This is a genomic window from Brevundimonas sp. UBA6550, assembly GCF_002434505.1.
Lineage (GTDB): Bacteria > Pseudomonadota > Alphaproteobacteria > Caulobacterales > Caulobacteraceae > Brevundimonas.
In genome coordinates this window covers 328,780-353,470 of the sequence record NZ_DJKE01000005.1, presented here as the reverse complement: position 1 = coordinate 353,470, position 24,691 = coordinate 328,780, and the positions used below count along the sequence as shown (strand labels likewise).

The window sequence follows — 24,691 nt, the reverse complement described above, 5'->3', positions numbered from 1 at the left end:
CCCCTCCGTCACGGCGCGAAGACGCGCCGCGCCACCTCCCCATCGCTACGCGACAGGGAGGAGACGCTGGCGTCAGTATTTGGCCCGCAGGGTGATCCCCACCGTGCGCGGGTCGCCGGGGTTGCCGATGACCAGGCCCGAGTTGCCGGACTGGACGCTGACGAACTGAAGATAGTCCTGGTCCAGCGCGTTCTTGACCCAGACGAAGGCCTCCCAGCCGTTCTCGGCGCGGAAACCGGCCCGCAGATTCAGGATCGTGTAGCCCTCGATCTCGGTGTAGCGCGAGACCGAGGCGTCGGAGTTGTAGGTGGAGCGGTAGCTGGCGTCGGCGCCGCCGTAGAACTCGCCCGGCAAACCGAGGAAGCCGCCCCGGCCGTGCAGTTCCCCGCCGACCGACGCCGCCCAGGGCGAAACGCCGGGCAGGTCCTGGCCCGACAGGTCGCAGGCGACGGTGGTCGTGCCGATCCGCTCCAGCGGGCAGGGGCCGTTGGCGAAGGCGTCGTATTTCGCATCGGTCCAGGCGACATTGGCGTAGAGGTCGAGATGCTGGTTCGGCCGGGCGAAGGCGTCCAGTTCGACGCCCTGGATCACCACCTTGTCGGCGTTGGCCAGATAGCCGCGCAGGGCGCCGGGGCCGCTGTCGACCACATTGGCCTGATAGTCCTCCACATCCGTCCGATAGGCCGCCAGATTGGCGGTGAGGCGGCGGTCGAAGGCCTGGGTCTTCAGGCCCAGCTCATAGGTGGTGACGACCTCTGGCTTGACCACGGCGTTGGTCAGGGACGGCTGGCCGTTCGGCAGATTGGGGATGCCGGCCATGTTGATGCCGCCCGACTTATAGCCCCGCGCGACGCTGGCGTAGGTCAGGACATCGTCGCTGACATCGTAGGACAGGGAGACCTGGCCCGACAGGTCGTCGTCCGAAAGGCTGGCGTCATAGGCTTGCGGGCGGGCGATGCCGTTGCGCCGGGAGATATAGGTGCTGTCCGTCGTCGCCGGACCGCCGGTCGTCGTGGCGGCGTAGCGGCCCGACTTCTCCTCCTTGGTGTAGCGCAGGCCGGGGGTCAGGTGCAGCCGGTCGGTGATGTTCCAGGTCAGTTGGGCGAAGGCGGCGTAGGAATCCGTCTCGATGCGGCTGTCGTTGAAGACGGTGTAGCCGTCGAGCAAGCCGTCGGGCACGCGCTCAAAAGGCGCCCCGGCGACGCGCTGATAGGCGGGGATCAGCCAGTAGCCGGCGTCGCGCCCATATTCCGTGACGCCGTGGGTCTCCACCGCCTGATGGAAGGCGTAGAGGCCGGCTGTCCAGTCGATGCGGTGGGCGCCGTTGGAGGACAGGCGCAACTCCTGGCTCCACTGATCCTGCCAGGACGGGTTGGCCGATTGGCGGGTGATGTCCAGGGCGGTGTAGTCGCGGTCGTTCCGGGGCCCCCAGTCCCAGGAGCGCCAGGCCGAAACCGAGGTCAGGGTGGCCCAGCCGAAATCGTAATCGACGATGGCCGAGACGCCCCGGTGAATCTGATCCGCCTGGATCGCCCCGTCCACATCCGCGATCCGATCGTACGGATCGGTGCTGGCGGGCCTGTAGCCGCGACCGGCGGCCAGGGCCGGGAAACGCTGGTCGAGGGGCTTTTGGGTGTCGCCCACCCGGACATAGACCTGGGTGCAGCAGTCGGGCGTCAGGTCGGCGTAGTCGGCGAACAGGCGCACGCGAAGCTGATCTGTGGGTTGGAACAGAAGCTGGCCGCGCAGACTGATCGACTGCTGGCCGTTCTGTTTCTGGCCGGTGGTCGCATTGTCCAGCACCCCGTCGCGTCGGGTGGAGACGACCGAGAAGCGGGCCGCGACCTTGTCGTTGACGATGGGCCCCGAGAAGGTCGCCTTGGCCTGGAGGAAGCCGTAGTCGCCGACGCTGAGTTCGGCGCGGCCTTCGGGCGTGAAGGACGGGGCCTGGGTGGTGATGTTCAGGGCGCCGGCGGTGGTGTTCTTGCCGAACAGGGTGCCCTGCGGCCCGCGCAGGATCTCGATCCGGTCCAGATCCACGAAATCCAGGGTCGCGGTGGCGGGGCGGCCGTAATAGACCTGATCGACATAGATGCCGACGCCCTGTTCCAGCCCGTCGTTGGCCAGGCCGTAACTGGCGCCCAGGCCCCGGATGGTGATGGCGGTGTTGCGCGGGTTGGAGGTCAGCAGCTGGACGCTGGGAGCCAGTTGCGTCACCTGGCCGACGTTATAGGCGCCGGTGCGGTCCAGAAGCTCCTCGTTCACCACGGTCAGGGCGATAGGCACGTCCTGCGCCCGTTCGTCCCGGCGGCGGGCGGTGACGACGATGTCGCCGACGCTGGCGACGCTGGGCGTGTTCACCTGGGGGGCGGCGGTCTCGTCCGGCGCGGCGGCGGCGGCGACGGCGGGCGTGGTCAGGCAGGCCAGGATGGCCGTGGCGGACAGCAGGCCTCGGGCGGTTGCGGATGTTCTCATGGTCCCCTCCGGCGACGTGATGCGCCGAGCGGGAAGAGGAGGGGCTTAAATCCTAGCGATCAAATGGGGATTTCTAACGCCAGCCGTGAGAACCGCTGAGGTCAGGCGGCAAGCAGATGTTTGATCAAGGCTTTTTCGAACCCCTTTGTGTCCGATCCGGGCAGGGTCGTGGCGATCTCGCCGCTCTCGAACAGGGCGAAGACCTTGGGGTGGACGTAGGAGGCGCGGCAAACGGTGGGGGTGTTGCCCAACAGGCCGGCGACCGCCTTGACGCAGACGGTGATCTTTCGTTTGGCGTCGGTGGGCGAGGTCGCCGCCTCCATGTCGCGCAGCGCCCGCGCCGCCGAGACCGTGCCGGCCCAGGTGCGGAAGTCCTTGGCCGAGAACTGCTCGCCCATCGCCTCGCGGATGTAGGCGTTCACGTCGTCGGAATCGACGGGGCACAGCGTGCCGTCCGCCGCGCGGTATTTGAAAAGCTGCTGGCCCGGCAGGCCCTCAAGCTGGCGTACCACGCGGGCCAGACGGCGGTCCTTGACGCTGACGCTGTGGTCCTTGCCGCTCTTGCCGCGAAACTCGAACGTCAGGGCCGCGCCGTCCACGTCCAGGTGGCGTTTGTGCAGGGTGGTCAGGCCATAGCTGCGGTTCTGCTTGGCGTAGATGGAGTTGCCGACGCGGATCAGGGTGATCTCCAAGAGGCGGACGGCGGTGGCCAGCACCTTGTCGCGGCACACGCCGCGCAGGCCCAGATCATGTTCGACCTTGTCGCGTAGCTTCGGCAAGGCGCGCGAGAAGGCCGGCAGCTTGTCGAACTTGTTCTCGGACCGGGCCGTGCTCCAGTCGTTGTGATAGCGGTATTGCTTGCGGCCCTTCACGTCGCGGCCGGTGGCCTGGATATGGCCGTTGGCCTTGGGGCAAATCCAGACGTCGGTCCAGGCCGGCGGAATGGCCAGGGCGCGGATGCGGGCCACGGTCTTGGCGTCGGTGACGGTCTGGCCCTTGGCGTCCCTGTAGGACCAGCCCTTGCCCGCGCGGCGGCGGGTCAGGCCCGCGAACTCGTCGCTGCAATAGCTGAGGCCCTTGGGAACCTCGGCGGCGATGTCGAAGGCGTGCGATCCGTCGGCCATCAGCCGGCGGCCTTTTCGAGCCGGTCGTGCAGCCGGCCGATCCAGCGTTCGGCCGGATCGCCGCCCCACAGCAGCCAGGCGATATAGCCGGCGGACGGTTCCGTGCGGCTGGCCCAGCCCTTGCCGGCCTTGTCCACCGTGTGGCGGGCGAAATAGGCGTAGATGTCCTTGATGTCCCCGTCCGAAACCGCCTTCTGATCGGCCAGTTGACGGGCGCGCCTGACGCCGACCTCCGTGCCGCCGCGATCATGCTTGGCGCGCAGATCCAGCCCCCGTTTCGCCTGGGCCGCGACGCCCTTGGGCGGGGTGCGCTGGCGGTCGGTGATTTCGCTGGTCCTGGCCATTTTCGGCTTTCCTCCCCTCGCCCTTACAGGGACTTGCGTCGAACGCCGCGCGCGGGCGGCGAGTTCCGCTTGACCCCAAGAGCCGGGCGGGGGACGAGGCGGCATGAACTATCGCCACAGCTTTCACGCCGGAAACTTCGCCGATCTGGTCAAACACGCCCTGGTGCTGTGGCTGGTCGGGCAGGGCCGGCCGTCCGTGGTGCTGGACACCCATGCGGGGGCGGGGCTGTACGACCTGTCGGGGGATGGCGCGCGGTCGAAGGAGGCCGAGGCCGGCGTGGCGCGGCTGATGACCGCCGAGGGGCGCCCGCCCCTGATGGACGCCCTGGCCGACCGGGTGGCGGGGTTCAACCCGCAGGGCGGCGTGCGGTTCTATCCGGGATCGCCGCTGCTGATCGCGGATGCCCTGGGGCCGGGCGGGCGCTATGTCGGGTTCGAGTTGAACCCGCCGGTGCGCCGGATGCTGGCCGAGGCGCTGGCGGGGCGCGCGAACGCCGAGGCGCGCGAGGGCGACGGCTATGACCTGGCGGTCGCCGAGGCGGCCAGGGCGCGCGGGCCGCTGGTGCTGATCGACCCGCCGTTCGAAAAGCCCGACGACTATATCCGCGCGGCCGAGACGGCGGTCGCCATCGTGCGGCGCGATCCGTCGGCGACCGTGGCGATCTGGACGCCGCTGAAGGATCTGGAGACCTTCGACGCCTTCATCCGCAAGCTGCAGGGGCGGGCGGGGCCGACGCTGGTCGCGGAGGCGCGGCTGAGGCCCCTGACCAATCCGATGAAGATGAACGGCTGCGCCATGGTGGTGGTCAATCCGCCGGCGGGTGCGGAAACGGCGGCGCGCGAGGTGTGCGCCTGGGTGGCGAACGCCCTGGGCGAGGCCGGCGGCAAGGCCGAGGTCTGGACCTTCTGAAATCTTGGACTGCGAAAAAAGCAGTCCAACGAGTCCAAGTGAGTCCAAGTTTTGGGCGCGGACGACGATGTCAAAGACCGATCGGTCATCATAACCCAGGTCGGGGGTGCGATAGGTCGATTGGGTGATGAACGCCGCAAACCCTTGTGCGGCAAGGGATTGCGCGGGTCGATTGGTATGGCTGGGCGGTGTTTCGGCTGGCGCCAGGGACGCAATCGGTTAGGGTTCGGCCCATGACCCGCATCGCCATTCTGGAAACCGGCCATCCGCCCGAGCATCTGAAGGACGACTTCGACGACTATCCGGCGCGGTTCCGGGCGCTGTTGGGCGAGGGCGTGCCGACGACGCGGTTCAATGTGCAGGCGGGCCATCTGCCCGACGATCCCGCCGCGTTTCAGGGGGCCATCGTCACCGGCTCGGCGGCGGGGGTCTATGACAATTTGCCGTGGATACCCAGGCTGGTCGATTGGCTGAGGGCGGCGCGGGGGCGCACGCGGCTGGTCGGCATCTGCTTCGGCCATCAGGCGCTGGCCCATGCGTTCGGCGGCGTGGTGGAGAAGTCGGACAAGGGCTGGGGCGTCGGGCTGCATCGTTACGACGTGCGGGCGAACGAGCCGTGGATGCACCCGCGCGCGCGGACCATCGCCATTCCGGTGTCGCATCAGGACCAGGTGGTCGCGATCTCGGACGATGCGCGGGTGATCGCCTCCAGCGGGTTTACGCCCTACGCCGGTCTGGCCTGGGGCGAGGACGCCATTTCGTTTCAGTGCCACCCGGAGTTTCAGCCGGACTATGCGGCGGCCCTGATCGAGGGGCGGCGGGGCGCGCGCATCCCGCATGATGTGGCGGACCAGGCGATCGACAGTCTGAAACGGCCCAACGACCGGGCGGTGCTGACCGCCTGGATCCGCGCCTTCCTGCTGCTGACCCCGCCGCCGGTCGAGGATCAGGGCAGCGGAATCTAGAGCCCCAGAAGCCGGATCAGCACGAGGGCCAGAAGGACCAGGGCGCCCAGAGACAGGATGACGGCGGCGACGACCCGGCCCCCGGCGCGGGCCACGGCGCGGATGTCGGTCTGCAGGCCCAGGGCGGCCATGGCGACGACGGTCAGCAGGCTGGACGCGGCGGCCATCGGCGCGAGGGCGGGCTGCGGGATCATGCCCAGCGAACGCAGGGCGATCATGACCAGGAAGCCGACGATGAACCAGGGCAGCAGGCGGGTCAGGCCGGGCTTTGCGGCGCCGGGCGCGCGGTCGCGGAAGATCAGCGACAGGGCCAAGATCACCGGCCCCAGCATCAGCACCCGCACCAGCTTGACCACCGTGCCGGTCTGGGTCGCGACGGCGCCGAAGGGGGCGGCGGCGGCCAGAACCTGGGGCACCGCATAGACGGTCAGGCCGGCCAGGGCGCCGTATTGCAGGCCGTTCAGATGGATCAGGCCGCCCAGCAACGGCAGGGCCAGGACCACGATCACGCCCAGAACGGCGGTGAAGGCGATGGAGGCGGCGACCTCCTCGCCATCCGCATCGATCACGGGGGCCACGGCGGCGATGGCGGAGTTGCCGCAGATGGCGTTGCCGCAGGCCACCAGAAGGGCCATGCGGGGGTTGAGGCCCAGGGCGCGCCCCACGCCGAAGCCTGCGACGATGGCCAGGGCCACCAGGGCGAAGATGCCGGCCACAAAGGCCACGCCCAGGGCCGACAGGGTCGCGGCGCTGACCGAGGCGCCCAGCAGGACCACCGCGATCTCAAGCAGGGTCTTGGCCGAGAAGTCGATGCCGGCCTTGAACCGCGCGTCCGGGGTCCAGGCGGTGCGGACGGCGGCGCCCAGCAGGATGGCCAGGATCAGCGGCTCCAGCCAGACATGGCCGATCAGGTCGCGCTCGATGCTGGTCAGGCCGATGGCGGCCAGCGTCACCAGCAGGCACAGCATGACGCCGGGACGGATCGCGCCGCCGAACGCCTTCACGGTCGCCAGGCGCGGCGCGGCAATGGGGGCGGCAAGGGCGGCGGACTTCATGGACGCTGAGATGCACCCCGGCTCGACGCCGGTCCAACGGATAGTTATGGTCGTTTCAATCCGATTTGGAGATCAATCGTGACCCTGGAACGTCTTCGCATCTTCGTCGCCGTGGCGGAGCGAGACCATGTGACGGGGGCGGCGCGGGCGCTGAACCTGACGCAATCGGCCGTGTCGAACGCCATCGCGGCGCTGGAGGCCGAACACGACGTGCGCCTGTTCGACCGGGTGGGGCGGGGCATCGTGCTGAACGAAACGGGTCGCGCCTTCCTGCCCGAGGCCAGGGCCGTGCTGGCGCGGGCCCAGGCGGCGGAAGCCGCGCTGGCGGACATGAGCGCGCTGCGGCGCGGGCGGCTGGCCGTGTTCGCCAGCCAGACCATCGCCAGCTACTGGCTGCCACGCCGACTGGTGGATTTCCATGCGGCCTATCCCGGCGTCGAACTGGCGGTGGAGATCGGCAATACGCGCGAGGCGACGCAGGCGGTGCTGAGCGGCGCGGCAGAGATCGGCCTGGTCGAGGGGGCGGTGGACGAACCGGCCCTGTCCCAGACCCAGGTGGGGTCGGACCGGCTGGCGGTGCTGGTCACGCCGGACCATCCGTGGGCCAGGCTGCGACGGCTGGAGGCGCGGGACCTGACGGGCCAGCCGTGGGTGTTGCGCGAAGTCGGGTCCGGCACCCGCTCGACGCTGGAGGCGGCGGTGCGGGACGCGGGCGTCGATCCCGCCGATCTGTCGGTGACCATGACCCTGCCGTCCAACGAGGCGGTGCTGGCGGCGGCCGAGGCGGGGGCGGGCGCCACGGCCCTGTCCGAAAGCGTGGCCTATGCGGCGGTGGCCGCCGGTCGGCTGGCGACGGCGCCCTTCACCCTGCCCGAACGCCCGTTCCGCCTGTTGCGGCACAAGGAACGCTATCGCAGCCGGGCGGGCGACGTGTTCATGGCGACGATGGGGTGACCGCATCCAGCCCGCTCATCCCCGCGCAAGCGGGGACCCAGTTCTTTGGGCGACCAATGTTTGGGGTGGGGTCGAAATCGTTATCCCAGACATCGTGCGAACGAAAACACTGGGTCCCCGCTTTCGCGGGGATGAGCGGATTCAACGAAGAGTGATCACGGCCATTTCACCACGGGCGGCATGGACGACAGGATGGAGTCCACGTTTCCGCCGGTCTTCAGGCCGAACATAGTGCCCCGGTCGTAGAGCAGGTTGAACTCGACGTAGCGGCCGCGCCGGATCAGCTGTTCCTCGCGCTCCTCCGCCGTCCAGGGCTCGGCCATGCGGGCGGCGACGATGCGGGGATAGACGTCCAGAAAGGCCAGGCCGATGTCGCGGGTGAAGGCGAAGTCGCGGTCATAGTCGCCGCTGTCGTGATGATCGTAGAAGACGCCGCCGGTGCCACGCGGCTCCTGACGATGCGGCAGGAAGAAATATTCGTCGCACCAGGCCTTGTAGCGGGCGTGCCAGTCCGGGGCGTGGGCGTCGCAGGCGGCCTTCATGGCGGCGTGGAAGGCCAGGGTGTCGGGGTGATCCTGACGCCGATCCGCCATCAGCACCGGCGTCAGGTCGCCGCCGCCGCCGAACCAGTGTCTGGTCGTGGCGATGAAGCGGGTGTTCATGTGGACCGCCGGCACGCGCGGGCTGACCGGATGGCAGATCAGGCTGATCCCGGTGGCGAAGAAGCGCGGATCGACGTCGGCGCCGGGCACGGACTTCGCGTAGTCGGCGGGAAAGCTGCCGTGGACGGTAGAGACATGGACCCCGACCTTTTCGAACAGCCGCCCGTGCATCATGCCCATCACGCCGCCGCCGCCCTCGGGCCTTTCCCAGGGGGTGCGGACGAAACGGCCGGGGGCGCCGGGAAACAGATCGGCGGGGGCGGCGTCCTCCAGCGCCTCGAACGCCGCGTGGATACGGTCGCGCAGATGTTCGAACCAGGCGCGGGTCTCGACCGTCTTCAGATCGAGCGGATCGGAGAATGAAGCGTCGCTCATGGGTTCGGTCCTAGACCGCGCGCAGCGTTCAGCCAACCTGTCCGGTCTGGCGCAGGCCTTCCCACAGGGCGATGCCGGCGGTGACCGACAGGTTGAGCGAGCGGGCGCCCGCTCGCAGCGGCACGACGACGCGGGCGTCGGCGGCGGCATGGACATGGTCGGGGGCGCCCGCGCTCTCCTTGCCGAACAGCAGGATGTCGTCGGGCCGGAAGGCGAAGTCGGGCAGGGGCGTGGCGCCTTTGGTGGTCAGCAGAACCAGCCGTCCAGCCGGGCGGTCGGCCTGAAAGGCGGCCCAGTCCGCGTGGCGGGTCATGTGCGACAGGGGGCCGTAATCCAGGGCGGCGCGCTTCATCGCGCGGTCGTCGAAACGGAAGCCCGTCGGCTCGATCACATGCAGATCGACGCCGAAACAGGCCGAAAGCCGGATGCAGGCGCCGACGTTCTGAGGAATGTCCGGTTGAAAAAGGGCGAGACGCATTCTAAGCCCGTTGATACGCGCGGCGAGGGGGTTTGTCGCGGTCTATTTGCGAGCGTTTCGCAAGAAACGTCAGCAACTTGCGTCAGAGGGGCGCAGGTCAAGGACCGTGGGGAAATCCCGCGTCGTATGTTGGTTTGGCGCCGCGGCTGGGGAGGCCCTAGGGCTTCTCCTGCGGCGATCGGGAGGTGGAAACTTGACCGAATCGGTCGTGCATACCCAAGACTCTGGCAATCCCGAGAGCGGCGATCCCAATCGTCGCGACTTCATCTATATCGCGGCGGGCGCAGCGGCGGTCGGCGCGGGCGCGATGATCGCCTGGCCCCTGATCAACCAGATGAACCCGGCCGCAGACACCCTGGCCCTGGCCTCGATCGAGTTCGACCTGACCAAGGTGCAGGAAGGCCAGCAGGTCGTCATCAAATGGCAGGGCAAGCCGGTGTTCGTGCGCTATCGCACCCCGGCCGAACTGCAGCGCGTCATCGCCGACGATCATGCGCCCGACCTGAAACAGCCCCAGACCGACGCCGAGCGCACCAAGCCGGGGCACGAGAAATATCTGGTCGTCATCGGTTCGTGCACCCACCTGGGCTGCGTGCCGACATTCGGCGCGGGCGATTACGGCGGCTGGTTCTGCCCCTGCCACGGCTCGCACTACGACGCCTCCGGCCGCATCAGAAAGGGGCCCGCGCCCCTGAACCTGGTGGTGCCGGACTACGACTATCTGTCCGACACCCGCGTCAAGATCGGCTGAGGACAAGGGGGGATCATGAGCGACCACGAGAGCACCTACGTCCCGAAGACGGGCGTCGAGAAATGGCTGGACAGCCGTCTGCCCATCATTCGCTTCGGCGCGGACTATATGTCCCTGCCGACGCCGCGGAACCTGAACTACTGGTGGACCTTCGGCGGCATCCTGGCCCTGTGCCTGGTGACCCAGATCGTCACCGGCATCGTCCTGGCCATGCACTATACGCCCAACGTCGACATGGCCTTCGCCTCGGTCGAGCGCATCATGCGCGACGTCAACGGCGGCTGGCTGATCCGCTACGTCCACGCCAACGGGGCGTCGATGTTCTTCATCGCGGTCTATCTGCACATGCTGCGGGGCCTGTACTACGGCTCCTACAAGGCGCCGCGCGAGATGATCTGGATCATCGGCTGCGTGATCTTCTTCCTGATGATCGCCACCGCCTTCCTGGGCTACGTCCTGCCGTGGGGCCAGATGTCGTTCTGGGGCGCGGAGGTCATCACCAATCTGATCGGGGCCATCCCCGGCGTGGGCGAGCCGATCCTGATCTGGCTGCGCGGCGGCCCGGCCATCGACAATGCGACGCTGAACCGCTTCTTCTCGCTGCACTATCTGCTGCCGTTCGCCATCCTGGGCTGCGTCGTCCTGCACCTTTGGGCGCTGCACGCGGCGGGTCAGAACAATCCGGTCGGCATCCTGATCCCCAAGGATCGTCAGGCCAAGGACACGCTGCCCTTCCATCCGTATTTCACGGTCAAGGACGGGTTCGCCATCATCCTGTTCCTGATCCTGTTCGCGATCTTCGTCTTCTATCAGCCGAACGCCCTGGGCCACGCCGACAACTACATCCCGGCCAACCCGCTGCAGACGCCGGCGCACATCGTGCCCGAGTGGTACATGCTGCCCTTCTACGCGATCCTGCGCGCCATCCCGGACAAGTTCGGCGGCGTGGTGGCGATGTTCAGCGCCATCGGGGTGCTGTTCGTCCTGCCCTGGCTGGATACGTCCAAGGTGCGCTCCATGCGCTATCGCCCGACGATGCGGACCTTCTTCATCATCTTCCTGGTGGTGGGCGTGGGTCTGGGCTGGTGCGGCGGGCAACTGCCGGACGCCCATGTGATCGGGTCGTTCAAGACCTTCACCCTCTTCGACGGCGACCTGAACAGCTATCTGTGGCTGACGCGCCTGTTCACCCTCTACTACTTCGTCTTCTTCCTGGTGATCATGCCCTTGGTCGGCCTGAAGGAGCAGCCGCTGCCGATCCCGGCGACCATTTCCGAGCCGGTGCTGACCGGCGCGGGCGCCGTCGAGCACAAGGGGTGAGGGGCATGACGATCGGAACCAAGACCATGTCGTTCAAGACGATCATCGCCTCGGCCGCCGTCGCCCTGGGCCTGATGGCGGGCGCTGCGCCCGCCCTGGCCGCAGGCGGGGCCGCCCATCCGCGCTCGGGCGGGTTCAGCTTCGAAGGGCCGTTTGGGACCTATGACCAGGGCCAGCTGCAACGCGGCTACAAGGTCTATCACGAGGTCTGCGCCGCCTGTCACAGCATGAACCTGATGCACTATCGGAACCTGGGCGACCGCCATGGGCCGTTCTGGAATCCGAAATACCCGAACCCGAACGACAACCCGGTCGTGAAGGCGCTGGCCAAGGAAGTGCAGGTCGGCGACATCGACAGCGAGACCGGCGAAGCGATCCAGCGCGACGCCACCCCGGCCGACAAGTTCCGCGCCCCCTATCCGAACGCCACGGCGGCGGCGGCGGGCAACGGCGGGGCGGCCCCGCCCGACCTGTCGGTGATGGCCAAGGCCCGTCACGACGGCGCCAACTACATCTATTCGCTGCTGTCGGGATATCGGAACCCGCCGGCGGGCCTGACCATCCGCGACGGTCAGCACTACAACCCCTATATGGCCGGCGACCTGACGCCGTTCTGGGACGAGACCAAGGGCCATGTGCCGCCCGGCGGCTTCATCGCCATGCCGCCGCCGCTGCAGAACGGCCAGGTCACCTATGACGACGGTTCGCCCCAGACGGTGGACCAGTACGCCAAGGACGTCGCCGCCTTCATCGCCTGGACCTCGGAACCCAAGATGGTGGAGCGCAAACAGGCCGGCTTCGGCGTGTTGATCTATCTGCTGATCTTCGCGGGCGTCACCTACGCCGCCTACCGCCGCATCTGGAAGGGCGTCGCCCACTAAGGCGGCCGCCAGTCTGAAATCCTTGAGCCCGCCGAAGTTCGCTTCGGCGGGCTTTTCGTTTGCGACGATTGGCCCGCGACACGGAATCGACACGATGGGTTCGGCCGCCTAGGGTCCGCCATCGTTTCCGGCTGTGGGGCCCTTCAGATCATGCGTTTTGTCTCTTCCTTCGCCGCCGCGCTGTTGGCGGGCGCCGCCCTGTCGGCCTGTGCGACCGCGCCCGATCCTGCTGCGGTCCATGCCGTTCCCGCCTTCGACGCGGCGCGCATCTCGCAGGACATCAAGACCCTGTCGGACGACAGTTTCGAGGGACGCGGCATCGCCACCCCGGCGGAAGAGAAGGTCATCCGCTATCTGAGCGAAGGCTACGCCGCCGCCGGCTTCCAGCCGGGCGGACCGAGCGGCCAGTGGACGCAGGACGTGATCCTGAACCGCTTCGTCCAGTCCAACGTCCATGCCTCGCTGAAGCTGGGCGACTGGACCCTGCCGATGACGCAGGGGCGCGAGGTGGCCATCTCCACCCGCCGTCCGGCCCAGCACGTCAGCCTGAAGGACGCGCCGCTGGTCTTCGTCGGTTACGGCATCAAGGCGCCGGAGCGGACCTGGGACGACTTCAAGGGCCAGGACCTGCGCGGCAAGATTTTGGTCGTTCTGGTCAATGACGCCGATTTCGAGGAGCCGGCGCTGAACACCTTCGGCGGCAAGGCCATGACCTATTACGGCCGCTGGACCTACAAATACGAAGAGGCCGCGCGCCAGGGGGCGGCGGGCGTGCTGATCGTCCATGAGACGGCGCCGGCCTCCTATGGCTGGCAGACGGTGGCCAACTCCTGGGGCGTGCCGCAGTTCGACATCCTGCGCCAGAATGCGGCCGCCGAGCGCGTGCCGATGGAGGGCTGGATCCAGCGCGACGTGGCGGTCGATCTGTTCCGCCGCGCCGGCCTGGATTTCGAGGCGCTGAAGGTCCAGGCGCGCAGCCGCGACTTCCAGCCCGTCGCCCTGACCGGGGCCGCCTTCTCGACCGAGTTCGATGTGGCGACCAATCAGGTGACCAGCCGCAATGTCATCGCCCGCCTGCCGGGCGCGACCCACCCGGACGAGACGGTCCTCTATACCGCCCACTGGGATCACATCGGCATGGGCGAGCCGGACGCTACCGGCGACCACATCTTTAACGGAGCGGTGGACAACGCCTCGGGCACGGCGGGGCTGCTGGAGCTGGCGCGCATGTTCGGCCGTGCGCCGCGCACCGAACGCTCCGTCGTCATGATCAGCTTCACCGGCGAGGAAAGCGGTCTGCTGGGTTCGGAATATTATGCAGTGAACCCGGTCTATCCGCTGGCCAAGACGGTGGGCGGGTTCAACATGGATTCGATGAACGTCTATGGCCGCGTCACGGGCCTGGGCGTCACCGGATACGGCCAGTCGGACTTCGACGAACGGCTGGCGGCGGCGATCCAGCCGCAGGGGCGGACGCTGGTTCCCGATCATGAAAACGCGGCCGGCACCTATTACCGCTCGGACCACTTCCCCTTGGCCAAGCGCGGCGTGCCGATGGCCTATGCCGGCAGTCGCGGCGACTTCCGCGACGCGCCGATCGCCGAGCGCGAGGCGGCGCGGGTGGAATATGGGGCCAAACGTTATCACCAGGCGGCGGACGAATGGTCGCCGGACTGGGATTATCGCGGCATGATCGAGGACCTGCAGGTCTTCTACGACGTCGGCCGCGCCCTGGCCGACAGCCGCGATTGGCCGCAGTGGAAGCCGGGATCGGAGTTCGGGCCGGTGCGCGCGACCACGGCGTCAGAGCGCCGCTGATTTCCGCACATTGTTCGAGACGGGGGCGGGGAGGCATCTCCGCCTCTTTCGCTGTTTTCGTATCGAGTAAGCCTATGATCCTTCGCCGTTCTCCGTTCGTGGCCTTCGCCGCCCTGGCGCTGGCTGCCTGCGCCACCACGCCGGTTCCCGCGCCCCGCCAGGCGGCGGACGCCTTCGCCGTCGCCTCGGCCGCCACGCCGCAGTTCAGCGCCCAGCGCCTGTCGGACCACATCAAATATCTGGCGTCGGACGAGATGGAGGGGCGGTTCCCCGGTCTGGTCGGCGAACGGCTGACCCTGGCCTATCTGCAGGCGCAGTACGAGGCGATGGGGCTGGAGCCGGGCGGGCGCGACGGATCATGGCTGCAGCCCGTCGATCTGGTGCGGTTCACGCCTGAGCGGGCGCCGACGGCGGCCTGGACGGGGGTGGACGGCGCGCGTCACGTGCTGACGTCTGGGACCGACATCACCCTGCGCGCCGGGGCGGCCGATCCGGTCGTCAGGATCGCCGGCGCGCCGCTGGTCTTCGCCGGCTATGGCATTTCCGGGCCGACCTGGGACGACTATGGCGCGGCGGACCTGACCGGCAAGGTCGTCGTCGTGCTGCGCGGACAGCCGGCCAGCATGGGGGCGGACCCCAACTTCTACGGCTCGACCACCCACAAGATGCAGGAGGCGCTGAAGCGCGGGGCGGTGGGCGTCATCACCCTGCAGGACCAGGACGGTCGCTGGCGTCGGGCGGTGGGTGGCGCGGCTCGGCCGCAGATGACGATCAAGGGCGCCCAGGACGCGCGGTTCACCGGGTCGATCAACCTGGCGGCGGCCACGGCCATCGGCGGCCCGGCGCTGGAGGCGGCGCTGGCCACGGCCAGGACCGGCGCCCTGGGCGGCGCGGTCGATCTAGGCGCGCGTCTGGACGTGGATATCGCCGAGACCACCGAGGTCATCCATTCCAACAATCTGCTGGCCAAGATTCCCGGCACGGAACGGCCTAACGAGTATGTCTTCTATTCCGCCCACTGGGATCACGTCGGCAAGGCCAGGACCCCCAACGCCGAGGGCGACGACATCTTCAACGGCGCCTGGGACAATGCGTCGGGCACCGCCGGGCTGATCGAGATGGCGCGGGCGTTCAAGGCCGGGCCGGCGCCGAAGCGCACCGTGGTCTTCCTGCACGTCACGGCCGAGGAGCAGGGGTTGCTGGGGTCGGAAGCCTATGCCGCCGATCCGGTCTATTCGCTGGCCAGGACGGCGGCGGACATCAACATCGACATGCTGCCCTTCACGCCGGCGACGCGGGACGTGGCGGTGTTCGGCGTCGGCAAGTCGGAGCTGGAGGACATCCTGGGCCGGTTCGCCGCAGTGCAGGGGCGGGTGGTGACGGGCGACGGCTATCCCGAGGAAGGCTTCTACTATCGCTCCGACCACTTCAACTTCGCGGCGGGCGGGGTGCCGGCCCTGATGCCCTGGACCGGGCGCGATTTCGTCGAGGGCGGAATCGGGGCGGGCAAGCCCTATTACGAGGGGCAGATGGAGCGCTATTATCACAAGCTGACCGACGAATGGCGCGCCGACTATGACTTCACGGCGGCCTTGCAGAATCTGGACCTGCTGTATCGGCTGGGGCTGACGGTGGCCGACAGCGAGAGCTGGCCCGCGTGGAAGCCGACGGCCGAGTTCAACGCCATTCGCGACCGCACGGCCGACCAGCGGAGGTAGATTGCCCTCTGTCTCGTCATCCTAGGGCTTGTCTCTAGGATCCAGACTCCCGGTTTCGACGACAGTGCTCGTAGTGCAAACACCGGGAGTCTGGATCCTCGCCACAAGGGCGAGGATGACGGGCTATGGAAGTCAGGCCGCGCCGAAGGGGTAGGGGCTGACGGACTTGGACCAGTCGTCGACGGCCAGCGGGCGGTCGATGGGGGCGGCGGCGCGTTCGGCGCAGGGGTGGCGGTGGCACAGGCGACAGGCCGGGCCGATGGGCGTCACGTCCGGGCTGTCCAGGTCCAGGCCGCGCGCATAGGCCAGCCGGTGCGCGTGGCGCAGTTCGCAACCCAGGCCCACGGCCAGGTCGTGGCTCTCGCCATAGCCGTCGTGACCCTGGCGCTCGACCGTGCGGGCGAAGGTGAACCAGCGATTGCCGTCCGGTGTCTCGATGATCTGGGTGACGATGCGGCCCGGCGTGCGAAACGCCGAGTGCAGCCGCCAGCGCGGGCAGGCGCCGCCGAAACGCGAGAACGGAAAGGCCCCGGCCGCATAGCGTTTGGAGATGTTGCCGGCCTGATCGACCCGCATCAGGAAGAAGGGCACGCCGCGCGCGGTCGGCCGCGACAGGGTGGTCAGCCGGTGCGCCGCCTGTTCGTAGCTGACGCCGAACCGGGCCTGGAGGCGGGCCAGATCGTAGCCGCCGTCCTCGGCCGCGCGCTGGAAGGCGGCGTAGGGCATCAGGACGGCGGCGGCGAGGGTGTTGGTCAGGGCGACCTTCAGCAGGGCGCGGGTGGCGGCGTCGGGCGCGGCGGACGCCTCGACCATCTGATGCAGGGCCGGCCCCTGTTCGACCAGCGCCAGCTGATAGGCGATGGCGAAGGCGCGCGACGACGGTCCCAGGGTTTCCGACAGCAGCAGGCGGCGGCGGTGCAGGTCGTAGCGGCGCGTCCATTCCACCATCACCTCGGCGGGCAGGGTGCGGACGCCCAGGTCGTGACGCGCTGCCAGCCTCTGGCGCGCGGCGGGCTCGAAGCCGTCGGCGTGGACGGGCGCCTCGGCCGCCAGGGTGTCGGCCAGGGCCTCGCCCATCTGGTCCAGTTCGGGGAAGTGGTTGCCGCGCGACTGGATATATTCCCGCACCCAGTCGGCGGGGCTGGATTCGACCAGACCCTCGCCGGTTTCGGCGGCGGCGCGGGCCTTGGCGCGGCCGTCGTCGAACGCCTGATAGAGGCGGAGCAGGGCGTCGGCGACGCCCGGCGCCTCTTCCAGCAGTCGCACCAGCTCATGCCGGGGGGCGGACAGGCCCTTGAACAGGGGGTCGGTCAGGATTTCCGTCAGGCGGGCTTCGTCGGCGGCGCCCGCCTGGTTCAGGCTGCGCAGATCGACGTCATAGGTGTCGGCCAGCCGCAATAGAAGCTGGGCCGAGACGGGCCGCTGATTGCGCTCTATGTGATTGAGATAGCTGGGGGAAACGCCGAGGTCGGCGGCCATGGCCGTCTGGGTCAGGGCCAGGTCGCGCCTCAGCCGCTTCAGTCGGGCGCCGAGGAACAGTTTGCGGTCGGCGGAGGCGTCCATGCGCGCAGGATGTCACAACATGACCGAGTATGCAAAGTCATATTGTGACAAAGTGACTGCAATATCGGCGGCGACAGTGTGTCATTCGTGACTTCAGCGTGTTCTTGTCTCCGAGACGGCGGCTGCGGCCGCGCCCTTCGCAGAGACGAGTTCGACCATGACCACCTTCGCCGACCTGGTTCCTTCGCCCGCCGGCCGTTTCGACGGCATCGAGCGCCCCTATACGCCGCAGGACGTCCTGCGCCTGCGCGGTTCGGTGCCGGTCACCCATACGCTGGCCGAACGCGGCGCCAACCGCCTGTGGGAGCTGCTGCACACCGAGCCCTTCATCAACGCCCTGGGCGCCGTCACCGGCAATCAGGCGATGCAGATGGTTCGCGCGGGTCTGAAGGCCATCTATCTGTCGGGCTGGCAGGTCGCGGCGGACGCCAATACGGCGGGCGCCATGTACCCGGACCAATCGCTGTACCCGGCCAACGCCGCGCCGGAACTGTGCCGCCGCATCAACCGGACTTTGCAACGCGCCGACCAGATCGAACACGCCGAGGGCGGGGCCAAGCGCGACTGGTTCGCCCCCATCGTCGCCGACGCCGAGGCCGGTTTCGGCGGCCCGCTGAACAGCTTCGAGATCATGAAGGCCTTCATCGAGGCGGGCGCGGCGGGCGTCCACTTCGAGGACCAGCTGGCGTCGGAGAAGAAGTGCGGCCACCTGGGCGGCAAGGTCCTGATCCCCACCCAGGCGCATGAGCGCAATCTGGTCGCCGCGCGTCTGGCCGCCGACGTCATGGGCACGCCGACCATCACGGTCGCCCGCACCGACGCCGAATCGGCCCAGCTGATCACCTCGGACATCGACGAACGGGACCAGCCCTTCATCGACCGCGAGAACCGCACGCCCGAGGGCTTCTTCCGCCTGAAGGAAGGCACGGGCCTGGATCACTGCATCGCGCGCGGCCTGTCCTACGCCAATATCGCCGACCTGCTGTGGTGGGAGACCAGCCACCCGGACCTGGACGACGCCAAGAAGTTCGCCGAAGCGATCCAGAAGAAGCATCCCGGCAAGCTGATGGCCTACAACTGCTCGCCGTCGTTCAACTGGGAAGCCAAGCTGGACAAGGCCACCATCGCCAAGTTCCAGCGCGAACTGGGCGCCATGGGTTACAAGTTCCAGTTCGTGACCCTGGCGGGCTTCCACGCGCTGAACAACTCGATGTTCGAGCTGGCGGACGGCTATCGCGATCACGGCATGGCGGCCTATTCGGAGCTGCAGCAGCGCGAGTTCGCCAACGAGGCGCGCGGCTATACCGCCACCCGCCACCAGCGCGAAGTCGGCACCGGCTATTTCGACCAGGTCGCCACGGTCATCTCCAACGGCACGTCGTCCACCACGGCGCTGAAGGACTCGACCGAGACCGCCCAGTTCACCACCGCGGCTTAATCAGAAAAGGAACCGCACCCATGGAACCGCTGACCCGAACGGAAGCCATCATAGACTTCTGCCTGGCGCCCCTGGCGCTGGACGCCGGCACGGAGGCCGAGCGCGAAGTGCGTCGTCGCCTGACCCACGTGCTGCGGACCTATCAGTCCAAAACCGCGACGCCGGTCGCCGTGGACTTCTCGTCCATGCCCTCGCAGGTCATCAACGAGGCGGCGCACGGCTACGAATAGGTCGTCGCGCATGAAGAAAGGCCCGCTCCGATCGCTCGGGGCGGGCCTTTCGTCGTTCTGGATCAGGCGATCTTAGCGGGTGGTCGGGCCGGTGTTCAGCGATTGGGTGGTGGCGACGGCCGGGGTCGCGGCCGGGGCCGATGTCTGGGCCGGCGCAGCGGCGGCGACGGGCGTGCGGGCCGGGGCGCCGGTTTCCTGCGGATCGCCGACGATGATGGTGGTGATCTGCGTCGCCTCGGTGGTGCAGGTGGCCAGGTCGCGCGTCACGTGACGGCCCAGGCAGAAGATGTCCTCATAGCTGGGGCGCGAGGCGGCCAGGCACTGGAACAGCATCAGCTTGGACATGTTCAGGCAGAACTCGCTGTTGGGTTCCCGCGTCAGGGCCTCGGTGTTGACCCGCGCCTCGTCTCCACCGGCGCCCAGGGCGCCCAGGGCGGCGATGGCCAGCGAACGCACGACGGCGGGGGTGTAGGGGGGACCCTTGCGCGACGCTTCCAGCGCCAGGCCCGTTCCGCTGTTGCCGGCGGCGAACAGCTGGGCCGATTCCTCGGCCGACGGCAGCATGTTGACCTCTGACAGATGTTTGGCCCCCTCCAGCCGGACCTCGCGGTTGGCGATGGGCGTGATCGCCCATCGGCGGCGCGGATCGCTGCGGCCCTGGATCGTATAGGCGTCCTGTTCGATGCCCTCGGCGATGGCGCGCATGGCGACCGAATCCTTGCCGATGGTGCTGGCGATCAGGCCGGCGGCGGCGTCGGCGCCGGGCAGGGTGGCGGCGTAGGCCGGATCGGCGACGATCTGGGCCACCATCTGCTGACGCTGGGTCGGGTCGATGGCGTACTGACGCACCCCGGCGACGAACTCCGGCGACTGCATGGCGATGATGGCGCCATAGGCGATCAGGCCGCGAGACAGTTGTTCGGCGTCGTAGGAGGCGCCCTTGCGGATCGCCGCCTGGATCGATTCCGGGTCGGGGAAGCCGCCGGGCTGGATGGTCCGGGCCTCGCGCAGGAAGGCGACGTAGATGGAGGCGGCCTCGGCCACCCCCTGGTTCAGCGAGATGGGCGGGGGCTGGCGGGCGGCCAGTTCGGCCGCGAGGCGTTGAGCCTCAAGCTCGGCCTTGGAGGGTCCGCTCTCGCAGCTGGCGAGTATCATGGCGGCGACGAGGGCGACGGCGGAGACGCCGCGGCGCAGGGGGGCCGATTTCATTGGAACATCCTCAAGGCGATCACGCGCGCAAAAGCGCCAACACTATGGGCGCTTATAAGGCGTTCCTTATGGTTACCCGAGGGTTAATCGAACAGCTTGGAGACCGATTCCTCGTTGGCGATCCGTCGGATAGCCTCTCCGATCAGCGGAGCCACGGAAACCGTTCGGATTTTCGAGCAGTTCAAAACTTCGTGGGGTTGCTCGATGGAGTCCGTGATCACCAGTTCCTTCAGCGGGCCGTCGGTGATGCGCTGGACGGCGGGGCCGGACAGGACGCCGTGGCTGATATAGGCCGAGACCTCGGTCGCGCCCTGGTCGATCAGGGCCTTGGCGGCGTTGACCAGGGTGCCGCCCGAATCGACGATGTCGTCGAACAGGATGCATCGGCGGCCTTCGACATCGCCGATGATGTTCATGACTTCGCTCTCGCCCGCCCTGGCCCGGCGCTTGTCGACGATGGCGAGGTCGGCGTTCAGGCGGCTGGCCAGCGACCGGGCGCGCACCACGCCGCCGACGTCGGGCGAGACGATCATCAGGTCGTCGCCGCGCGGATAGTGGTCCTTGATGTCCTGGGCCAGGACCGGGGTGGCGACCAGATTGTCGGTCGGAATGTCGAAGAAGCCCTGAATCTGGCCCGCGTGCAGGTCCATGGTCAGAACCCGATCGGCGCCGGCGCGGGTGATCAGATTGGCCACCAGCTTGGCCGAGATCGGGGTGCGGCCGCCGGTCTTCCGGTCCTGACGGGCATAGCCGAAATAGGGCATGACGGCCGTGATCCGCTTCGCCGAGGCCCGCACCAGGGCGTCGGTGATGATCAGCAGTTCCATCAGATTGTCGTTGGCCGGGTAGGAGGTGGATTGCAGGATGAAGACATCCTCGCCCCGCACATTCTCCTCGATGACGGCGAAGACCTCGTTGTCGGCGAACCGCTTGACCTGGGCCTTGGTCAGCGGCGCATCCAGGTGGTCGGCGATCGCCTGGGACAGTGCGCGGTTGGAGTTGCCAGAGAGCAGCTTCATCGGCCGGTCATCCTTTCGCCGTCATCCGCCCCCCATGAACGGCGGTCGGTTGGCGCGCTCTTTACCAGCGGTGCCGGGCAGGGCAAGTCACATGCGGAGATTTCCTCGGCATGGCGCGGCTCGGTCGCGGGTGCTAGAGATCGCCGCCTTGGTTTCCGGGGGAAGCGGTCCTATGACCGTTGTCTTCACACGTCATGGGGTCGTCCTTGTCCGCTTCTAAGTTCCGTTCCGGCATGGTGCTGATGGCCGCGGCGCTCGCCGCCGTGACGATTTCAGGCTGCTCGGGCGCAAAGCGTCCCAAGCTGGCCTATGAGGAGCGTCCCGTCGAGGCGCTCTACAACACCGGCTATGACCGCCTGCAGCAGCGGCGCTGGTCCGACGCGGTGGACTATTTCCAGGAAGTCGAACGCCAGCACCCCTATTCGGACTGGGCGCGTCGCTCGATCCTGATGCAGATCTACGCCTACTACCAGAACAACAACTACGCCGACGCCATCGCGGCGGCGGACCGGTTCATCCAGCTGTTCCCCGGCAATCCGTCGGCGGCCTACGCCTTTTACATGAAGGCGGTCTGCAACTTCGAACAGATCACCGACGTCGGCCGCGACCAGGGCTACGCCACCGCCGCCCTGGCGGGTCTGAAGGATGTGGCGCGGCGTTATCCCGGCACGCCCTACGCCTCGGACGCCGCGGTCAAGATCGACATGGTCAACGACCAACTGGCCGGCAAGGAAATGAACATCGGCCGCTACTATCAGCGCGCCAACCAGCCGCTGGCGGCCCTGAACCGCTACAAGGCGGTGATCGCCAACCCCGATTATCAACGCACCTCGCACACGCCCGAGGCCCTTTATCGTCTGGTCGAGGTGAACCTGCAGCTGGGCCTGAAGGAAGAGGCGACCCGCAACGGCGCGGTCCTGGGCTACAACTATCCCGGCAGCCCTTGGTATTCGGAAGCCTACGCCCTGCTGACCGAAAACGGCCAGACGCCCGAAAAGGCCCCCGAGGCCAAGCGCGAAAGCTGGCTGAAGCGCCTCATCCCGGGCTGAGGTCGATCTTGACGATCAGGGTTTATGTAGCTACATAAATGATCGTCTTCGACCCCGACAAGGACGCCGCCAATATCGCCAAGCATGGAGTCTCCCTTTCGCGGGCAGGCGATATGCAGATGGATGAAGCCTTGGTCGAGGTGGATGATCGCTTCGATTACGGGGAGCCCCGATGGATCGCCTATGGCGAACTGGACGAGCGGCTGCACGTTTTGGCGTTCACTCTTCGAGGCGGAAACGTGCGGGCGATAAGCCTGCGAAAGGCCAATGACCGGGAGCAGAGATATGTCGAAGACCAAAGGCGTATCGGAAGCGCCGACTGAACCTTTTCTCGACGACGATGATGCGCCGGAGCTGACTGCGGAGCGCGCGGCCAAACTTCGGCCCGCGCGGGAGGTTCTGCCCCACGACGTCATCGATCAGTTCAAGCGCTCACCCGGCAGACCAAGGTCGGAAAGCCCCAAGACGCAGGTCACCCTTCGAATCGATGCCGACGTGATCGAACACTGGCGCGCGCAGGGGCCCGGATGGCAATCGGGCATCAACGCCGCGCTTCGTCGCGCATCGGGGCTGTAATTCCTGATTTGTTCTCTGAGCAGGCGCGTTAGGATAGCGCCGATGTCGAATCGCGTGCGCCCATGCTGACCGCCCTGTCCATTCGCGACGTCGTCCTGGTGGACGTGCTCGATCTGGAGGTCGAGAGCGGCTTGACCGTGCTGACCGGCGAGACGGGGGCGGGCAAGTCGATCATTCTGGACGCCCTGGGCCTGGCGCTGGGCGGGCGGGGCGATGCCGGACTGGTGCGGCACGGCGCCAAACAGGCGGTGGCGACGGCGGTGTTCTCCGCGCCCGACGATCCCGACCTTCTGGCCCTGATCGCCGACAAGGGATTCGATGTTCAGCCGGGCGAGGATCTGATCCTGCGCCGGGTGCTGGGCGCGGACGGCCGCAGCCGGGCCTATGTCAACGATCAGCCGGCCGGGGTGACGGCCCTGCGCGAGATCGGCGCCGCCCTGGTCGAGGTGCATGGCCAGCATGAGACCGTGGGCCTGCTGGACTGGCGCACCCATCGCGGGGCGCTGGACGCCTATGGCGGGCTTCAGCCGCAGTTGTCGGCGGTGGCCGCCGCCTCGATCAAGCTGAAGGCGGCCGAAGCCAAGCTGGCCGAGTTGAAGGCCCAGGCCGCCGACGCCGCCGCGCGTCAGGAAGAGATCAGCCTGAACCTGTCGGAACTGGACGCGCTTGATCCGCGCGCCGACGAGGAGACCGAACTGGCCGGAGAACGCGCCCTGCTGGGCGCGGCGGAAAAGGCCATCGCCGATCTGGCCGACGCCCGCACCCAGTTGGGCGGCGACAAGCTGAGCCAGAAGCTGGGCTCGGCCCTTCGCGCCGTCGAACACGCGCGCCAGCGGGCCGGGCAGTCGGGGGCCGAGGGCGATCATCCGGTCATTCTGAAACTGTCCGCCGCCGTGGAGGCCATCGACCGCACCATGGTCGAGGCGGCCGAGGCCATCGCGGCCGTGGACGCCGCCGCCGACGCCTTCGACTACGAACCCGGTCGGCTGGACAAGGCGGAGGAACGGCTGTTCGCCCTGCGCGCGGCGGCGCGAAAGCTGAACACCAGCGTCGACGCCCTGCCGACGCTGCGCATCCGGTTGCGCGAGCAACTTCGGCTGATCGAGGACGGCGAAGAGGCGCTGACCAACGCCGGCCGCGAGGCGGCGCAGGCGGCCGAAGCCTATGATCTGGCGGCCGAGTTCCTGACCTCGGCGCGCGAGGCGGCGGCCGATCGGCTGACCGCCGCCGTCATGGGCGAACTGGCGCCGCTGAAGCTGGAGCGGGCGCGGTTCCGCGTGGCGCTGGAGCGGATCGAGGGACGACGCGGGCCGGAGGGGCTGGAGACCGTGCGGTTCCAGATCGCCACCAACGCCGGAACCGACTTCGGCCCGCTGGACGCCATCGCGTCCGGGGGCGAACTGGCGCGGTTCGCCCTGGCCATGAAGGCGGCCCTGGCCAGCCGCGAAGACGTTCGCCAGCCGGTCATGATCTTCGACGAGGTGGATCAGGGCGTGGGCGGCGCGGTGGCGGAGGCCGTCGGATCGCGCCTGAAACGGCTGTCGACCGGCGCCCAGGTGCTGGTCGTGACCCACAGCCCCCAGGTCGCGGCGCGCGGTCATGCCCACTGGAAGGTCAAGAAGGCCGATGCGGCCTCCGAAACCGGCGTCATGACCACAACAACGGTCGTCGCCCTGGACGACCATCATCGCCGCGAAGAGATCGCCCGGATGCTGTCGGGCGCCGCCATCACCGACGAAGCCCGGGCGGCGGCGGGGGCGCTGATCGGATAGAGGGC

General features: G+C 68.1%; 23 protein-coding genes. 14 read left to right on the top strand and 9 right to left on the bottom strand.

Annotated elements, in window-relative coordinates:
• Positions 1-72 precede the first annotated feature (72 nt).
• The 3 genes from B3Z70_RS05875 to B3Z70_RS05865 all read right to left on the bottom strand — a co-directional run bounded on the left by B3Z70_RS05875 (position 73) and on the right by B3Z70_RS05865 (position 3,943).
• On the bottom strand, positions 73-2,475 hold the full coding sequence (locus B3Z70_RS05875; RefSeq protein ID WP_292024070.1) for a TonB-dependent receptor: 2,403 nt from the start codon (positions 2,473-2,475) through the stop codon (positions 73-75).
• A 101-nt stretch (positions 2,476-2,576) separates the two neighbouring features.
• The gene (locus B3Z70_RS05870) at positions 2,577-3,599 is read right to left on the bottom strand and encodes a DNA topoisomerase IB (protein ID WP_292024072.1); all 1,023 of its coding nucleotides are present in this window, start codon (positions 3,597-3,599) and stop codon (positions 2,577-2,579) included.
• Positions 3,599-3,943 (bottom strand): hypothetical protein, encoded by a 345-nt coding sequence (locus B3Z70_RS05865; RefSeq protein WP_292024073.1) that lies wholly within the window; start codon positions 3,941-3,943, stop codon positions 3,599-3,601. The genes B3Z70_RS05870 and B3Z70_RS05865 overlap by 1 nt, the downstream gene beginning before the upstream one ends.
• A gap of 103 nt (positions 3,944-4,046) precedes the next feature.
• Here B3Z70_RS05865 and rlmJ point away from each other — a divergent pair, with 103 nt between their 5' ends.
• The gene (rlmJ, locus tag B3Z70_RS05860; protein WP_292024074.1) at positions 4,047-4,853 is read left to right on the top strand and encodes a 23S rRNA (adenine(2030)-N(6))-methyltransferase RlmJ; all 807 of its coding nucleotides are present in this window, start codon (positions 4,047-4,049) and stop codon (positions 4,851-4,853) included.
• Positions 4,854-5,086: 233 nt separating this feature from the next.
• Complete coding sequence (locus tag B3Z70_RS05855; RefSeq protein WP_292024076.1) at positions 5,087-5,818, top strand: glutamine amidotransferase-related protein; 732 nt, start codon at positions 5,087-5,089, stop codon at positions 5,816-5,818.
• Here the strand turns inward: B3Z70_RS05855 and B3Z70_RS05850 are convergent.
• Positions 5,815-6,873, bottom strand: a complete 1,059-nt coding sequence (locus tag B3Z70_RS05850; protein WP_292024078.1) for a YeiH family protein — start codon at positions 6,871-6,873, stop codon at positions 5,815-5,817. The genes B3Z70_RS05855 and B3Z70_RS05850 overlap by 4 nt on opposite strands.
• 78 nt (positions 6,874-6,951) lie before the next feature.
• Here B3Z70_RS05850 and B3Z70_RS05845 point away from each other — a divergent pair, with 78 nt between their 5' ends.
• Positions 6,952-7,827 (top strand): LysR family transcriptional regulator, encoded by an 876-nt coding sequence (locus B3Z70_RS05845; RefSeq protein ID WP_292024081.1) that lies wholly within the window; start codon positions 6,952-6,954, stop codon positions 7,825-7,827.
• Positions 7,828-7,982: 155 nt separating this feature from the next.
• On the opposite strand, the gene hemF is transcribed toward B3Z70_RS05845, so the two are convergent.
• Both hemF and B3Z70_RS05835 read right to left on the bottom strand, forming a co-directional pair.
• Positions 7,983-8,864, bottom strand: coding sequence for an oxygen-dependent coproporphyrinogen oxidase (gene hemF / locus B3Z70_RS05840; protein WP_292024082.1), 882 nt, complete (start codon positions 8,862-8,864; stop codon positions 7,983-7,985).
• A gap of 28 nt (positions 8,865-8,892) precedes the next feature.
• Positions 8,893-9,342, bottom strand: coding sequence for a tRNA (cytidine(34)-2'-O)-methyltransferase (locus B3Z70_RS05835; protein WP_292024084.1), 450 nt, complete (start codon positions 9,340-9,342; stop codon positions 8,893-8,895).
• A gap of 193 nt (positions 9,343-9,535) precedes the next feature.
• On the opposite strand from B3Z70_RS05835, the gene petA reads away from it, so the two are divergent.
• The 5 genes from petA to B3Z70_RS05810 all read left to right on the top strand — a co-directional run bounded on the left by petA (position 9,536) and on the right by B3Z70_RS05810 (position 15,830).
• Positions 9,536-10,093 carry a ubiquinol-cytochrome c reductase iron-sulfur subunit gene (gene petA / locus B3Z70_RS05830; RefSeq protein ID WP_292024087.1) on the top strand — a complete coding sequence of 186 codons (558 nt, stop codon included), beginning with the start codon at positions 9,536-9,538 and terminating at the stop codon, positions 10,091-10,093.
• 15 nt (positions 10,094-10,108) lie between these two features.
• A complete protein-coding gene (locus tag B3Z70_RS05825) occupies positions 10,109-11,413 on the top strand; it encodes a cytochrome b (RefSeq protein WP_292024090.1) in 1,305 nt (434 codons plus the stop codon).
• 5 nt (positions 11,414-11,418) lie between these two features.
• The gene (locus tag B3Z70_RS05820; protein WP_292024091.1) at positions 11,419-12,294 is read left to right on the top strand and encodes a cytochrome c1; all 876 of its coding nucleotides are present in this window, start codon (positions 11,419-11,421) and stop codon (positions 12,292-12,294) included.
• Positions 12,295-12,444: 150 nt separating this feature from the next.
• Complete coding sequence (locus B3Z70_RS05815; RefSeq protein ID WP_292044909.1) at positions 12,445-14,112, top strand: M28 family metallopeptidase; 1,668 nt, start codon at positions 12,445-12,447, stop codon at positions 14,110-14,112.
• Positions 14,113-14,186: 74 nt separating this feature from the next.
• Entirely contained in the window at positions 14,187-15,830 is a 1,644-nt protein-coding gene (locus B3Z70_RS05810; RefSeq protein ID WP_292024096.1) for a M28 family peptidase, read from the top strand.
• A gap of 132 nt (positions 15,831-15,962) precedes the next feature.
• Here B3Z70_RS05810 and B3Z70_RS05805 read toward each other — a convergent pair whose 3' ends face one another.
• Entirely contained in the window at positions 15,963-17,393 is a 1,431-nt protein-coding gene (locus B3Z70_RS05805; protein ID WP_292024099.1) for a helix-turn-helix domain-containing protein, read from the bottom strand.
• A gap of 157 nt (positions 17,394-17,550) precedes the next feature.
• Here B3Z70_RS05805 and aceA point away from each other — a divergent pair, with 157 nt between their 5' ends.
• Together aceA and B3Z70_RS05795 are read left to right on the top strand one after the other, a co-directional pair.
• Positions 17,551-18,831 (top strand): isocitrate lyase, encoded by a 1,281-nt coding sequence (aceA, locus tag B3Z70_RS05800; RefSeq protein ID WP_292024101.1) that lies wholly within the window; start codon positions 17,551-17,553, stop codon positions 18,829-18,831.
• A 20-nt stretch (positions 18,832-18,851) separates the two neighbouring features.
• On the top strand, positions 18,852-19,061 hold the full coding sequence (locus B3Z70_RS05795; protein ID WP_292024102.1) for a hypothetical protein: 210 nt from the start codon (positions 18,852-18,854) through the stop codon (positions 19,059-19,061).
• 72 nt (positions 19,062-19,133) lie between these two features.
• Here B3Z70_RS05795 and B3Z70_RS05790 read toward each other — a convergent pair whose 3' ends face one another.
• Together B3Z70_RS05790 and B3Z70_RS05785 are read right to left on the bottom strand one after the other, a co-directional pair.
• The gene (locus tag B3Z70_RS05790) at positions 19,134-20,270 is read right to left on the bottom strand and encodes a hypothetical protein (RefSeq protein WP_292024103.1); all 1,137 of its coding nucleotides are present in this window, start codon (positions 20,268-20,270) and stop codon (positions 19,134-19,136) included.
• 83 nt (positions 20,271-20,353) lie between these two features.
• Positions 20,354-21,289, bottom strand: coding sequence for a ribose-phosphate pyrophosphokinase (locus B3Z70_RS05785; protein ID WP_292024104.1), 936 nt, complete (start codon positions 21,287-21,289; stop codon positions 20,354-20,356).
• 194 nt (positions 21,290-21,483) lie between these two features.
• Here B3Z70_RS05785 and B3Z70_RS05780 point away from each other — a divergent pair, with 194 nt between their 5' ends.
• The 4 genes from B3Z70_RS05780 (at position 21,484) to recN (ending at position 24,686) form a co-directional block, all read left to right on the top strand.
• A complete protein-coding gene (locus tag B3Z70_RS05780) occupies positions 21,484-22,338 on the top strand; it encodes an outer membrane protein assembly factor BamD (protein WP_292024115.1) in 855 nt (284 codons plus the stop codon).
• Positions 22,339-22,376: 38 nt separating this feature from the next.
• A complete protein-coding gene (locus tag B3Z70_RS05775; RefSeq protein ID WP_292024105.1) occupies positions 22,377-22,661 on the top strand; it encodes a BrnT family toxin in 285 nt (94 codons plus the stop codon).
• Positions 22,624-22,914: a BrnA antitoxin family protein gene (locus tag B3Z70_RS05770; protein ID WP_292024106.1), complete on the top strand. Its 291-nt coding sequence runs from the start codon at positions 22,624-22,626 to the stop codon at positions 22,912-22,914. The genes B3Z70_RS05775 and B3Z70_RS05770 overlap by 38 nt, the downstream gene beginning before the upstream one ends.
• A 62-nt stretch (positions 22,915-22,976) precedes the next feature.
• Positions 22,977-24,686 (top strand): DNA repair protein RecN, encoded by a 1,710-nt coding sequence (recN, locus tag B3Z70_RS05765; RefSeq protein ID WP_292024107.1) that lies wholly within the window; start codon positions 22,977-22,979, stop codon positions 24,684-24,686.
• Positions 24,687-24,691 lie beyond the last annotated feature (5 nt).